This is a genomic window from Trabulsiella odontotermitis (assembly GCF_001188485.1).
GTDB lineage: Bacteria > Pseudomonadota > Gammaproteobacteria > Enterobacterales > Enterobacteriaceae > Trabulsiella > Trabulsiella odontotermitis_A.
Map to the genome: position 1 here is coordinate 18,421 of NZ_JNGH01000115.1, position 13,453 is coordinate 31,873.

The 13,453-nt window shown below is 56.0% G+C and carries 10 protein-coding genes and 5 pseudogenes; 10 read left to right on the top strand and 5 right to left on the bottom strand.

All coding sequences use genetic code 11. The features are described from left to right. Positions 1 to 3 precede the first annotated feature (3 nt). Positions 4 to 375 (bottom strand): annotated as a pseudogene (rraB, locus tag GM30_RS19685) (ribonuclease E inhibitor RraB); the annotation flags it as partial. Between the two features lie 163 nt (positions 376 to 538). On the opposite strand from rraB, the gene argF (GM30_RS19690) reads away from it, so the two are divergent. After that, positions 539 to 1,543, top strand: a complete 1,005-nt coding sequence (argF, locus tag GM30_RS19690) for an ornithine carbamoyltransferase (RefSeq protein WP_049849985.1) — start codon at positions 539 to 541, stop codon at positions 1,541 to 1,543. Positions 1,544 to 1,582: 39 nt separating this feature from the next. Here argF (GM30_RS19690) and GM30_RS19695 read toward each other — a convergent pair whose 3' ends face one another. After that, positions 1,583 to 2,035: a YhcH/YjgK/YiaL family protein gene (locus GM30_RS19695; RefSeq protein ID WP_049849986.1), complete on the bottom strand. Its 453-nt coding sequence runs from the start codon at positions 2,033 to 2,035 to the stop codon at positions 1,583 to 1,585. A gap of 664 nt (positions 2,036 to 2,699) precedes the next feature. On the opposite strand from GM30_RS19695, the pseudogene arcA reads away from it, so the two are divergent. The 9 genes and pseudogenes from arcA (at position 2,700) to ridA (ending at position 10,119) form a co-directional block, all read left to right on the top strand. Next, a pseudogene (arcA, locus tag GM30_RS19700) lies at positions 2,700 to 3,904 on the top strand (arginine deiminase). 10 nt (positions 3,905 to 3,914) lie between these two features. After that, complete coding sequence (arcC, locus tag GM30_RS19705) at positions 3,915 to 4,850, top strand: carbamate kinase (protein ID WP_049849987.1); 936 nt, start codon at positions 3,915 to 3,917, stop codon at positions 4,848 to 4,850. 20 nt (positions 4,851 to 4,870) lie between these two features. Continuing rightward, the gene (gene argF, locus GM30_RS19710; RefSeq protein WP_049849988.1) at positions 4,871 to 5,875 is read left to right on the top strand and encodes an ornithine carbamoyltransferase; all 1,005 of its coding nucleotides are present in this window, start codon (positions 4,871 to 4,873) and stop codon (positions 5,873 to 5,875) included. A 68-nt stretch (positions 5,876 to 5,943) separates the two neighbouring features. After that, positions 5,944 to 7,413, top strand: a complete 1,470-nt coding sequence (locus tag GM30_RS19715) for a basic amino acid/polyamine antiporter (protein WP_049849989.1) — start codon at positions 5,944 to 5,946, stop codon at positions 7,411 to 7,413. Between the two features lie 127 nt (positions 7,414 to 7,540). Further along, positions 7,541 to 8,020 (top strand): arginine repressor, encoded by a 480-nt coding sequence (locus tag GM30_RS19720; RefSeq protein ID WP_419096672.1) that lies wholly within the window; start codon positions 7,541 to 7,543, stop codon positions 8,018 to 8,020. A 99-nt stretch (positions 8,021 to 8,119) separates the two neighbouring features. Then, positions 8,120 to 8,256, top strand: a pseudogene (gene pyrL / locus GM30_RS24960) (pyr operon leader peptide). Between the two features lie 2 nt (positions 8,257 to 8,258). Next, positions 8,259 to 9,184: pseudogene (gene pyrB / locus GM30_RS19725) on the top strand (aspartate carbamoyltransferase). Positions 9,185 to 9,197: 13 nt separating this feature from the next. After that, a complete protein-coding gene (gene pyrI / locus GM30_RS19730; RefSeq protein ID WP_049849990.1) occupies positions 9,198 to 9,665 on the top strand; it encodes an aspartate carbamoyltransferase regulatory subunit in 468 nt (155 codons plus the stop codon). Positions 9,666 to 9,732: 67 nt separating this feature from the next. After that, entirely contained in the window at positions 9,733 to 10,119 is a 387-nt protein-coding gene (gene ridA, locus GM30_RS19735) for a 2-iminobutanoate/2-iminopropanoate deaminase (protein ID WP_049849991.1), read from the top strand. Between the two features lie 114 nt (positions 10,120 to 10,233). On the opposite strand, the gene GM30_RS27425 is transcribed toward ridA, so the two are convergent. From GM30_RS27425 to mgtA, 3 genes and pseudogenes are all read right to left on the bottom strand, one after another. Further along, the gene (locus tag GM30_RS27425; protein WP_238582682.1) at positions 10,234 to 10,560 is read right to left on the bottom strand and encodes a PHP domain-containing protein; all 327 of its coding nucleotides are present in this window, start codon (positions 10,558 to 10,560) and stop codon (positions 10,234 to 10,236) included. Between the two features lie 10 nt (positions 10,561 to 10,570). Then, positions 10,571 to 11,104, bottom strand: a complete 534-nt coding sequence (locus tag GM30_RS27430; protein ID WP_238582683.1) for a PHP domain-containing protein — start codon at positions 11,102 to 11,104, stop codon at positions 10,571 to 10,573. 94 nt (positions 11,105 to 11,198) lie between these two features. After that, positions 11,199 to 13,453, bottom strand: a pseudogene (gene mgtA, locus GM30_RS19745) (magnesium-translocating P-type ATPase); the annotation flags it as partial.

The following is a 13,453-nucleotide window of genomic DNA, read 5'->3' on the forward strand; positions in this document are numbered from 1 at the left end:
GGGCTCGCCATCTTCACCGTTGGGATCTTCGAAATATGTCCCCCAACCGTCGTATTCAACGTCGTGTTTTTCCGCCAGGTTCATCAGCTGTTCAACCTGCGCATCAATCAGTTCTGCCTTCAGTGCGCATTCGCTGAGGATGTCACAGCAGATCACCACGTCGCCCTCTTCCACTTCCAGCTCTTCCGGCTCGGTCACTTCGTAACCCAGCTTGAAAGCCTCTACGGCCACTTTTTCCAGCGTTTCTAAATCATCGGCGGAAAGGTGGTGTTCGATGGTGTACAGCGCTTCCGGATCGCTACCGTCTTCCAGTAATTCTTCAATGATGAGACGCGTCTCTTCACGTTGCTCTTCCAGATGTTCCGGGTTTGCCATTGCTCGTTCCTCATAATGTGCGGCAGTAACTCTTATTGTCACATACCGCTGGCAATGCCTCCACCTTTGTGAAAAAGATTTGTGATGCAGGGTTGCAAGTGAATATTAATACATATAAAGTGAATTTTAATTCAACAAGTGGCCTGAGCCATGAGAGGCAAACATGACGTCGTTACATCACAAGCATTTCCTGAAATTACTCGATTTCACCCCCGCACAAATCATCTCGCTCGTGCAGCTTGCTGCAAGCCTTAAAAAAGATAAAAAACAAGGTGTTGAGCAGAAAAAACTGGTTGGTAAAAACATCGCGCTCATCTTCGAAAAAGACTCTACCCGTACACGATGCTCTTTCGAAGTTGCCGCACACGATCAGGGTGCCCACGTCACTTATCTGGGGTCCAACGGCAACCAGATTGGGCATAAAGAATCAATTAAGGATACCGCTCGCGTGCTCGGGCGGATGTATGACGGCATTCAGTACCGCGGCTGGGGGCAGGAGGTGGTTGAAACGCTGGCAGAATATGCGGGCGTGCCGGTGTGGAACGGTCTGACGGACGAGTTCCATCCGACCCAACTGTTGGCTGACCTGCTAACCATGCAGGAGCATCTGCCGGGTAAAGCCTTCACCGAGATGACGCTGGTGTACGCCGGGGATGCGCGTAACAACATGGGCAACTCGATGCTGGAAGCCGCCGCGCTCACCGGGCTGGATCTACGTCTTGTCGCACCGAAAGCCTGCTGGCCGGAGGCCAGTCTGGTCACCGAATGTACGGCGCTGGCGAAACAAAACGGCGGCAACATTACGCTTACCGAGGACATCGCGGCGGGCGTCAAAGGCGCGGACTTCATCTATACCGACGTGTGGGTGTCGATGGGCGAGCCGAAAGAGAAGTGGGCCGAGCGGATTGCGTTACTGCGCGACTATCAGGTGAACAGCCAGATGATGAAACTCAGCGGCAACCCGAACGTCAAGTTCCTGCACTGTCTGCCCGCGTTCCATGACGATCAAACCACTGCAGGCAAGAAAATGGCGGCAGAGTTTAATTTGCATGGCGGCATGGAAGTAACGGATGAGGTATTTGAATCTCCCGCCAGCATCGTTTTCGATCAGGCGGAAAACCGGATGCACACCATCAAAGCGGTGATGGTGGCCACCCTCGGCGAGTAACAATATTGCCCGGCGGCGCAAGGTCGCCGGGCAATGTCTTTATGCGACGAGGATTTTCACCACGGCTTTACGCACCTGCGCTGGCACGCCGACCGCACACAGCGGCTTATGCACTTCCCCTGGGTAAAACACCACGAAATCCCCTTCATTCAGGATCACCGTTTTTTCCTGCGCCCCTTCCGGCAGGAAAGCGATGTCTTTATCCGCTAACCAGTCCGTTTCCGGCTTGCCGCTCGGCAGCGTGCTGAAGGTCATTCCTTCCTGCCCTTTCAGCAGGATTTGAATATCCAGATAGCGCGCGTGAAACTCTGCCCGGCGCGCAGTCTGCGGTTCTGTCATATCTTCTGAAAGCAAATAAAACTGGCGAGTACCGTCGATATCGTGCTTACCGAGCGGCGTGGCGGCGGTGACGTTCGCTTTGACAAATTCGATAGCGTCGCGGAGTTCAGCCGGAAGCCAGGACTGAAGGTGATGGATGTTGCCAACAATCATGATAATTACCTCAATTAAAACACCGTTTCATTTTACTAGTTATACGCAAGACGGTGCTGCCATACCACCCCTTTATGTCACAGTTTTGCGCCAGCGCATGTTTATCGCAGAAGGTGTTAATCAATGGTTAACCTGACGCCGCAGCTTATGCAGCAAATATGCATAACCGCCGATTTTCTTTCAGCGACGCGTCGTCTAACCACTTGAATGCCCGCAAATAAAGCAAATACTCCGCGCTCGCTCACAGTTTAATCACCCGTAAAAATTGCGTGCGCATTCAATAATTATTCCGGGAAAATTCTTACCTGCAAAATAATAAAGTGATAATTATGCATAACCATACTATATTAAAATATAATTCATTACTTATCAGTCAGTTACACAAACAAACGCTAATTGGAATTATCTACAGACTATTAACAACCAAAAATAACAACCTGCCCTTCTGCTTACTCATTCATTTAAGAAACACAGCAAAATAAATAATCTCTGACCTTTATCATATAATCTTAATTTGTTTTGCTTTCTCGAAACCGCTGTGAGGCTAATCACATTTCATCACCCAAAAAGCATCGACTATTAGCCGCGAAATCATTCACCTAAACGACTACGAATTAATTTTCGCAGCCACCCTTTTTATTCTAAAAAAGTTAAAGGAATAATTATGGAAAAGCATTATGTCGGTTCTGAAGTAGGCCAGTTGCGCAGCGTGATGTTGCATCGCCCTAATTTAAGTTTAAAACGACTGACGCCATCGAATTGCCAGGAATTGCTGTTCGATGATGTGCTCTCGGTCGAGCGCGCCGGGGAAGAACACGACGTTTTCGCCAACACGCTGCGCCAGCAGGGTGTGGAAGTCTTGCTGCTGACGGACCTGCTCACCGAAACGCTGGACATCCCGGATGCCAAGGGCTGGCTGCTGGAAACGCAGGTCTCGGATTACCGTCTTGGGCCAACGTTCGCCGCCGATGTGCGCGGCTGGCTGGCCGATCTTCCGCACCGTGAACTGGCGCGGCATTTAAGCGGCGGCGTCACCTACGGGGAAATTCCCGCCAGCATTAAAAATATGATCGTGGATACCCACGATATCAATGACTTTATTATGAAGCCATTACCCAACCATTTATTTACCCGCGATACGTCATGCTGGATCTATAACGGCGTGTCAATTAATCCGATGGCAAAACCGGCTCGTCAGCGCGAAACAAATAATCTCCGCGCGCTTTATCGCTGGCATCCGAAATTTGCTAATGGCGATTTTATTAAATATTTCGGCGACGAAAACATTAATTACGATCATGCCACGTTAGAGGGCGGCGATGTGCTGGTGATTGGTCGTGGCGCGGTACTGATTGGCATGTCAGAGCGCACCACTCCGCAGGGCGTTGAATTTCTTGCCAGTGCGCTGTTTAAACACCACCAGGCGGAACGGGTGATTGCCGTCGAACTGCCGAAACACCGCTCCTGTATGCACCTCGACACCGTCATGACCCATATCGACGTCGACACCTTCTCCGTCTACCCGGAAGTGGTACGCAAAGACGCGCAGTGCTGGACGCTGACGCCGGATGGTCGTGGCGGCATCAAACGCACCCAGGAGAGCGATCNAAAGCGCTGGGGATCACCCAGGTCAACCTCATCACCACCGGCGGCGACGCCTTCGAAGCCGAACGCGAGCAGTGGAATGACGCCAACAACGTGCTGACCATCCGCCCCGGCGTGGTCATTGGCTACGAACGCAATATCTGGACCAACGAAAAATACGACAAAGCCGGGATCACCGTCCTGCCGATTCCCGGCGACGAACTGGGACGCGGACGTGGCGGCGCACGCTGCATGAGCTGCCCGCTGGAACGTGACGGAATTTAAGGAAATGACCATGACGAAACCCACACTGGTCGTCGCCCTGGGCGGCAACGCGCTGCTCAAGCGCGGCGAACCGCTCGAAGCTGACATCCAGCGCAAGAACATTGAACTTGCTGCAAAAACTATCGCCCGGCTGACGCAGAACTGGCGCGTCGTGCTGGTTCATGGCAACGGCCCGCAGGTTGGCCTGCTGGCGCTGCAGAACAGCGCCTACGAAAAAGTGACGCCCTATCCGCTCGACATTCTCGGCGCGGAAAGTCAGGGAATGATTGGCTACATGCTGCAGCAGGCGCTGAAAAACCAGCTGCCGCAGCGTGAAATCAGCGTCCTGCTGACGCAGGTGGAAGTGGATGCAGGCGATCCCGCGTTCAGCAATCCCACCAAATATATCGGCCCGGTCTATGACCGCGCACAGGCCGACGCCCTGAAAGCTGAAAAAGGCTGGGTCTTTAAGGCTGACGGGCCGTATTTCCGCCGCGTGGTGCCGTCACCGCAACCGCAGCGCATCGTCGAACGCGACGCCATCAGCGCGCTGATCGCCCGCGATCACCTGGTCATCTGCAACGGTGGCGGCGGCGTGCCGGTGGTGGAACAGGTCGATGGCTATCACGGCATTGAAGCGGTGATCGACAAAGACCTCTCCGCCGCGCTGCTGGCCCGCCAGCTCAACGCCGACGCGCTGTTGATCCTCACCGACGCCGACGCCGTCTATCTCGACTGGGGCAAACCCACCCAGCGCCCGTTAACGCAGGTCACCCCGGAACTGCTGAGCACGATGACATTTGACGCCGGTTCGATGGGGCCGAAGGTCGCCGCCTGTCGTCATTTCGTCGTGCAGTGCAATGGCATTGCCGGTATCGGTGCGCTGGCCGATGGCCCGGACATCCTCGCGGGTGAAAAAGGCACGCTCATTCGTAATGAACACGCGCCGGTACTGCCGGTTTGCTGAGTAATCAAAAGGATTTATTCATGACTATCAATTTGAAAAACCGCAACTTTCTGAAACTGCTCGACTACACGCCTGCCGAAATTCAGTACTTGATCGATCTGGCGATAGAACTGAAAGCGGCGAAAAAAGCCGGACGCGAAAAGAAAACGCTGGTGGGCAAAAACATCGCGCTGATCTTTGAAAAGACCTCCACCCGCACCCGCTGCGCGTTTGAAGTCGGGGCGTTTGACCAGGGCGCGCAGGTCACGTACCTCGGCCCAAGCGGATCGCAAATCGGCCATAAAGAGTCGATGAAAGACACCGCGCGCGTGCTGGGACGCATGTACGACGGGATTGAATATCGCGGTTACGGCCAGGCAATCGTCGAAGAGCTGGGCGCGTTTGCCGGGGTGCCGGTGTGGAACGGGCTGACCGATGAATTCCACCCGACGCAGATCCTGGCCGACCTGATGACCATGCTGGAACACGCGCCGGGCAAAGCGCTGACCGAACTGAGCTTCGCCTATCTGGGCGATGCCCGCAACAACATGGGCAACTCGCTGATGGTTGGCGCCGCAAAAATGGGAATGGACATTCGCCTCGTGGCGCCGCGCACATTCTGGCCGGACGAAGCGCTGGTGAAACAGTGTGTCGCCATTGGTGAAGAGACCGGCGCACGCATTCTGTTAACGGAAGACGTTGAAGAAGGCGTTCATGGCGTGGATTTCCTCTACACCGACGTCTGGGTGTCGATGGGCGAGCCGAAGGAGGCCTGGGCCGAACGCGTCAGCCTGATGACCCCCTATCAAATCAACTCGCGCGTCATCGCCGCGACGGGAAATCCGAACGTGAAGTTTATGCACTGTCTGCCTGCGTTCCACAACGCGCAGACCACCATGGGTCGCGACATCGAAATCGCGTATGGCCTGGCCGGACTGGAAGTCACCGAAGAGGTGTTCGAGTCGGCGCACTCCATCGTGTTCGATGAAGCGGAAAACCGCATGCACACCATTAAAGCCGTCATGGTTGCCACGCTTGGCGAGTAATGCCTGAGAAGGGATGCCGCCGGGTGCGGCGTCCTTCCCTCTGCGCAACCAGACAGGAGGAGAATACGATGACTGATTTAACGAAGGATGACGCAACGGCCGCCAGTACCAGCAGCGATAAAAAGCTGGGGCTGAGCGCGCTGGTTGCGCTGGTCGTGGGGTCAATGATTGGCGGCGGCGTATTCAGCCTGCCGCAGAACTTTGCCTCTGTTGCTTCACCCGGCGCGCTGATGATCGGCTGGGTGATCACCGGTTTCGGCATGCTGTGCCTGGCGTTTATTTATCAAAACCTCAGCGCCCGCTGCCCGGATCTCGACGGCGGCATCTACAGCTATGCCAGGGCCGGATTTGGTGATTTCATTGGCTTTCAGGCCGCGTGGGGCTACTGGTTTTCGGCGTGGCTCGGCAACGTCTCTTACGCCGTGCTGCTGTTCAGCGCCGTCAGCTTTTTCATCCCCGTTTTCGGCGATGGCAACAACCTGGTCTCGATTATCGGCGCGTCGGTGGTGCTGTGGCTGGTCCACACGCTGGTGCTGCGCGGCGTGCGGGAAGCGGCGTGGATCAACACCATCCTCACGGTGGTGAAAGTGCTGGTGCTGATTATTTTCATCATCGCCGTGCTGATCGCTTTCCGTCTGGGCGTACTGACCACTGATTTCTGGGGTCGCATGATGCGCGTGGATGGCACCGCGCCTGAGCTGTTCAGCCAGGTAAAAAACACCATGCTGGTCACCACCTGGGTGTTTATCGGCATTGAAGGGGCGACGGTGGTGTCCGCGCGGGCGGCCAGACGGAGCGATATCGGCAAGGCGACAGTGGTGGGTCTGCTCGGGGCGCTGGCGATTTATGTGCTGGTCAGCGTGCTGTCGATGGGGATCCTTGACCAGGCCACGCTGGCGGGCTTAAAAAATCCGTCGATGGCCGGTGTGCTGGAAAATGTCGTCGGGCCGTGGGGGGCGAAATTTGTTGCCGGTGGCGTCATTTTCTCGGTGGCAGGGGCACTGCTGGCATGGACGCTGTTTGCCGCCGAGCTGCCGAAAGTCGCCGCACAGGATGGCATTTTCCCGGCGGTGTTTGCCCGTGAAAACAGCCGTCATTCGCCGTCGGTATCGCTGTGGATCACCAACGGTCTGGTGCAGCTTTTCCTGCTGCTGGCGCTGTTTTACCAGGCGGGCTATCAGGTGTTGTTTTCCATCGCCACCGCGGCGATCCTGCCCCCCTATCTGTTCAGCGCCGCGTTTGGTCTGAAGCTGGTGATGACGGGGGAACATTATCAGCCGGGCGAGAAAACCCTGCGTGATGGCATGATTAGCGTCATCGCCACGCTGTATGGTTTCTGGCTCTGTTATGCCGCAGGCGATTCGATGCTGCTCAGCTCGCTGCTGTTTATTCCGGGTGCGGTGGTCTACGTCTGGCAGAAAAAAGCCAACCAGCAACGCTGCTTTAATACGCTGGAGTGGGGCGTGCTGACGCTGCTGGTGATCGTGGCAGGCTACACGCTGATGCGGATTGCGGCGGGCACCCTATCTATCACATGATGAAATAACCACGCCCCGGGTGGGGCGATTTATCTGGGTAAACAATAAATAACCAATAAAATCGGCACGTAAGTTATTGATTGTTCAAAAACGTTCGTTTTCTCAACATGGAAACTGAAATCCGATGATGAAATTTGACCAACCCACCAGTGATAAAGAGCAGCTCCAGCTCGCTGTTTGTCAGCGCCTGATCGGTGAAAAAAGTTATTTATCCCAGGAAGAGCTTCGCCGCGATCTGCAGCGCCACGGCTTTGACAGCATCAGCCAGTCGACGGTGTCCCGCCTGCTGAAATTGCTTGGCGTCATAAAAATAAGAAATGCCAAAGGGCAAAAAATTTATTCTGTGAATCCCCAGCTGCGCCCGGCCCCCAACGCGGCGCGGTCGATTGCCGAAATGGTGGTGAGCGTCGAGCACAATAGCGAATTTATCCTTATCTACACCGCGGCGGGATACGGCCGTGCGGTGGCGCGAATTCTCGATTATCACGCCTTGCCTGAAATCCTCGGCGTGGTAGCAGGCAGCAGTATCGTCTGGGTCGCCCCGCGTGATGTGAAGCGCACGGCTCTGGTGCATAAACAGATTAATTATTTACTCATGATGAATTGATATGCAGAGATAACCGTTTCCCTTGCTAAATTTGTGCATTAATCGCTTGATCAGAAAATGCAGCTGCGTATAATGCCGGACAATTTGCCGGGGGGAAGCATGGTCCAGAGTGTACGACATACTGTCTTACCGCGTCTGAAAAAGGACGCAGGCCTGCCGTTTTTCTTCCCGTTGATCATTCATTCTCAAAGCCCCTTATTTAAGGGGCTTTTTTTTGCCCAGCGATCAGGAGATAAACATGGCTAACCCGCTATATCAAAAACATATCATTTCCATAAACGATCTCAGTCGCGAGGACCTCGAACTGGTGCTGGCGACGGCGGCGAAACTGAAAGCGAACCCGCAGCCGGAGCTGCTGAAGCACAAGGTCATTGCCAGTTGCTTCTTCGAAGCCTCGACCCGCACCCGCCTGTCGTTCGAAACCGCGATGCACCGTCTCGGCTCCAGCGGGGNGACAGCGCCAACACCTCGCTGGGCAAAAAAGGGGAAACCCTCGCGGACACCATTTCGGTGATCAGCACCTACGTGGACGCCATCGTAATGCGCCACCCGCAGGAAGGCGCGGCGCGCCTGGCAACCGAGTTTTCCGGCAACGTGCCGGTGCTGAACGCCGGTGACGGCTCCAACCAGCACCCGACGCAGACGCTGCTGGATCTGTTCACCATTCAGGAAACCCAGGGGCGTCTGGAAAACCTCAGCGTGGCGATGGTCGGTGACCTGAAATATGGCCGCACCGTGCACTCACTGACGCAGGCGCTGGCGAAATTCAACGGCAACCGTTTCTACTTTATCGCCCCGGACGCGCTGGCGATGCCGCAGTACATCCTCGACATGCTGGACGAAAAAGGCATTGCCTGGAGCCTGCACAGCGCCATCGACGATGTGCTGGCCGAGGTGGACATTCTGTACATGACCCGCGTGCAGAAAGAGCGTCTCGACCCGTCGGAATACGCCAACGTCAAAGCGCAGTTTGTGCTGCGCGCCAGCGATCTGGACAACGCGCGCAGCAACATGAAAGTGTTGCACCCGCTGCCGCGCATCGATGAGATCGCCACTGATGTCGATAAAACGCCGTATGCCTGGTACTTCCAGCAGGCTGGCAACGGGATTTTCGCACGCCAGGCGTTACTGGCGCTGGTACTGAATAGCGAACTGGATCTGTAAGGGGGAAACGACAATGACACACGATAATAAACTGCAGGTTGAAGCCATCAAATGCGGCACCGTAATTGATCACATCCCTGCGCAGATTGGTTTTAAGCTGCTGACGCTGTTCAAACTGACCAAAACCGACCAGCGCATCACCATCGGTCTGAACCTGCCGTCTGGCGAGATGGGGCGCAAGGATCTGATTAAAATCGAGAACACGTTCCTGACCGACGATCAGGTCAACCAGCTCGCGCTGTACGCGCCGCAAGCCACCGTCAACCGTATCGACAATTATGAAGTGGTGGGTAAATCGCACCCGAGTCTGCCGGACCGCATCGACACCGTGCTGGTGTGCCCGAACAGCAATTGCATCAGCCACGCGGAGCCGGTCAGCTCCAGCTTTGCAGTGAAAAAGCGCACCAGTGATATCGCCCTGAAATGCAAATACTGTGAGAAAGAATTCTCTCACCATGTGGTACTGGCGAACGATTTCTGACTGGTAATGACCGGCACGCGTCTTATAATGGCCAGGACCTTAATTACCGCTGTATTCAGGAGATAACATGAGCAAAATTATCGCGACGGAAAATGCACCCGCAGCTATCGGCCCGTATGTTCAGGGCGTTGATCTTGGCAGCATGATCATCACGTCAGGTCAGATCCCGGTGGATCCGAAAACCGGCAGCGTACCGGACGATGTTGCCGCGCAGGCGCGTCAGTCGCTGGAAAACGTGAAAGCGATCGTTGAAGCAGCAGGTCTGAACGTTGGCGACATCGTAAAAACCACCGTTTTCGTTAAAGATCTAAATGATTTCGCCACCGTGAACGCCACGTACGAAGCGTTCTTCACCGAGCACAACGCGACGTTCCCGGCGCGCTCCTGCGTGGAAGTGGCGCGTCTGCCGAAAGACGTGAAGATCGAAATCGAAGCGATCGCGGTTCGTCGCTAATCGCGGTGCCGGGTCGCGAAGACCCGGCAAGCTTTTGCTTATTCGTTGCGCGTCGCCCGCAGCAGTTTCTCCAGCGGGTAGACCGCCGCAATCACCACCTCCTCTTTTCAGGCATTAATAAAGGGTCACCTGTTCGAGGATTTCCAGGGTTTTCGGCAGCGCATCAGCCCACGGCTGGCTGCTGCCCATTTTGATGTTGGGTTTGTTTTTGCCATGGAAGTCGCTGCCGCTGGTTGCCAGCAGCGAGTTATCCACGGTGTACTGATAAAGCGCGCGGCGAAGCGCTTCGTCATGGTAGCTGGAGAATACCTCCACGCCCTGCACACCGAGCGGCAACATCTGATCAATCACCGACAGGTGATTTTCCTTCACGTTGGCCCCGATATGCGCAATCACCGGAATGCCGCCGTTGTCGATAATCAGCGCCGCCATTTCTGCCATCGGCGGGAGGTCANNTGCCGAAAAAATCCCAGAAAAAGTTAATCAGCGGCATATCACTGCGGGCATTCCCGGCCCGGTAAGGCAGCAGCAGTTCGTGATTCGCGTTCCGCGCATCTTCCAGAATCAGCTCCGCCATTTCCTCTTCCTGCGGAATGCCATCGCCCGCCATGGCATACAGGCGATCTTCGTCAATCTGGAACCCGAGCGCCCGCAGTTTGCTGAGTTTCACCGGTGTCGCGGCAATGTCCAGTTGTCGATAGTTGTGCCTGACGGTGTCAAAATCACGGCTGTCGCGGCGAAAACCGTAACCCAACAGGTGGTAGTTATTGCCCGCGAACGCACAGTCAATTTCGATCCCTGTCATCACGCGGACGCCATTCGCTTTGCCGTAGCGAATGGCGTCGTCAACGGATTGCGCCGAGTTATGATCGGTAATCGCCAGCGCCGTCAGATCCGCCGCTTTCGCCATGGTCAGCAGGTCGCTGACCGGGAAATCCGCATCGTCGCTGTACGCCGAATGCATGTGCAAATCAATACGTTCCATCACCTTCTCCTTAAGCTGATATTTATTTACTGAATGGCACTATACCGGACGGCAACAGGCGAAAAATTGCGCACGCGTAACTTCCTGATGCTATTTATTGCCAGCCATAGCGACGACGGTAAAACCCTTTCACCCTCTGCGTAAGCGTCATGTATCCCGCCAGAATCGCCACCAGCCACGGGAAATAGGTCAACGGCAGCGCCTGGAGCTGCAAATACCCCGCCAGCGGCGAGAGCGGCAGCGCGGTGCCCATCACCATCAACGGCCACGCGGCACGGCTCTGGATAAACGGAATGCGACGCGTACGGATCATATGCACAATCAGCGTCTGCGACAGCAGCCCCACCACAAACCAGCCGGACTGGAACAGCGCCTGGTGCTCCGGCGTTGTGGCGTGAAACACAAACCACATCAGACAGAAGGTCAGAATGTCGAAGATCGAGCTGATCGGCCCAAAGAACAGCATAAAGCGCCCCAGATCGACGGGGTTCCAGCGTTGCGGCGTCTGGATCTGCTCGTCGTCAACATTGTCGAACGGGATCGCCACCTGCGATACGTCATACAGCAGATTCTGAATCAGCAAGTGCAGCGGCAGCATCGGCAAAAACGGCAGAAAGGCGCTGGCAACCAGCACGCTGAAAACGTTGCCGAAATTCGAACTGGCGGTCATCTTGATGTATTTCAGCATGTTGGCAAAGGTACGACGCCCTTCGATCACCCCTTCTTCGAGCACCATCAGGCTCTTTTCCAGCAGGATGATATCCGCCGCTTCACGGGCGATATCCACCGCGCCATCGACCGAAATGCCAATATCCGCCGCACGCAGCGCGGGCGCGTCGTTAATGCCGTCGCCCATAAAGCCGACCACGTGCCCTTCCCGCTTCAGCAGCGTCACGATGCGCTCTTTGTGCATCGGCGTCAGGCGGGCGAACAGCGTCGTCTGGCGGGCAAGCCGTGCCAGTTCATCGTCGCTGAGCGTTTCGATCTCGCTGCCGATCACCACCTCGCCTGCATCAAGGCCGACGTCATGACACACTTTAGCCGCCACCAGTTCACTGTCGCCGGTGAGGATTTTGACGGTGATGCCGCTGGCCTTCAGCGCGTTCAGCGCCGGGGCGGTGCTCTCTTTCGGCGGATCAAGAAACGCGATATACCCTTCGAGGATCAGGTCGGATTCATCAACGCGCTGATAATCCCCTTCCCGCGCCGGCAGCACTTTGCTGGCGACCGCCACCACGCGCAGCCCCTGGCGATTAAGCGTATCAGTCACCCGCGTAATGCGGCGCAACATGGTATCGTCCAGCGGCACAATGTCGCCGTTGTAACGCACCTGCGTGGAAACGCTGAGGATCTCCTGCAACGCGCCTTTGCAGATCAGCTGATGTACGGAGGCCTGTTCAGCCACCACCACCGACATGCGGCGGCGCTCGAAATCAAACGGGATCTCATCCACTTTCTGCCAGCGTTCGGAGAGCGTACGCGCCGCATCCTGCTCAACGCCTTCCAGCACCGCCGTATCAAGCGAATTTTTCAGCCCGGTCTGGTAATGGCTGGTGAGGCANCAGCACGCGCTCGCTGACCTTGCCGGAGATATCGGTATGATTCTCCAGCACGATTTTGTCCTGCGTCAGGGTGCCGGTTTTGTCAGTGCAGAGGATATCCATCGCGCCGAAGTTCTGGATCGCATCCAGATGTTTGACGATCACTTTTTGTTTCGACAGTTTTACGGCGCCGCGCGCCAGCGTCGAGGTGACGATCATCGGCAACATTTCCGGCGTCAGGCCCACCGCCACGGAGAGCGCAAACAACGCCGCTTCCCACCAGTCGCCTTTGGTGTAGCCGTTGATCAGCAACACCACCGGCGTCATTACCAGCATAAAGCGGATCAGCAGCATGCTGACGCGGCTGATGCCTTTCTGAAACGCGTTCGGCTCGCTCTCCTGCTCGCTGACGCGCCCGGCCAGTTGCCCGAACCACGTATTACCGCCGGTGGCGAATACGATCGCCTGCGCCGATCCGCTGATCACGCTGGTGCCCATAAAGCAGAGGGTGTCACACTCGAGCGGATTGTTTTGCTGCGGTTCGCGGCTGCGCGCCATTTTCTCCACCGGCAGCGATTCACCGGTCAGCGAAGCCTGGGCAACGAACAGATCGCGGGCCTGAAACACGCGCAGATCGGCGGGGATCATATCGCCCGCTGACAGCTTCACCACGTCGCCTGGTACCAGTTGATCGAGCGGTACGTCGCACCAACGGCTTTCACCGTGATCGTTCACCACCCGCAGCACGGTCGCGGTATTGCTGACCATGGCCTTCAGCGCATCCGCCGCTCTGGTGGATCGCGCTTCC

Bases quoted from the DNA above. Each gene is read 5' to 3' on its own strand.
- argF (WP_049849985.1), top strand. From the start codon at position 539: ATGACGTCGTTACATCACAAGCATTTCCTGAAATTACTCGATTTCACC.
- GM30_RS19695 (WP_049849986.1), bottom strand. From the start codon at position 2,035: ATGATTGTTGGCAACATCCATCACCTTCAGTCCTGGCTTCCGGCTGAA.
- arcC (WP_049849987.1), top strand. From the start codon at position 3,915: ATGACGAAACCCACACTGGTCGTCGCCCTGGGCGGCAACGCGCTGCTC.
- argF (WP_049849988.1), top strand. From the start codon at position 4,871: ATGACTATCAATTTGAAAAACCGCAACTTTCTGAAACTGCTCGACTAC.
- GM30_RS19715 (WP_049849989.1), top strand. From the start codon at position 5,944: ATGACTGATTTAACGAAGGATGACGCAACGGCCGCCAGTACCAGCAGC.
- GM30_RS19720 (WP_419096672.1), top strand. From the start codon at position 7,541: ATGAAATTTGACCAACCCACCAGTGATAAAGAGCAGCTCCAGCTCGCT.
- pyrI (WP_049849990.1), top strand. From the start codon at position 9,198: ATGACACACGATAATAAACTGCAGGTTGAAGCCATCAAATGCGGCACC.
- ridA (WP_049849991.1), top strand. From the start codon at position 9,733: ATGAGCAAAATTATCGCGACGGAAAATGCACCCGCAGCTATCGGCCCG.
- GM30_RS27425 (WP_238582682.1), bottom strand. From the start codon at position 10,560: ATGGCAGAAATGGCGGCGCTGATTATCGACAACGGCGGCATTCCGGTG.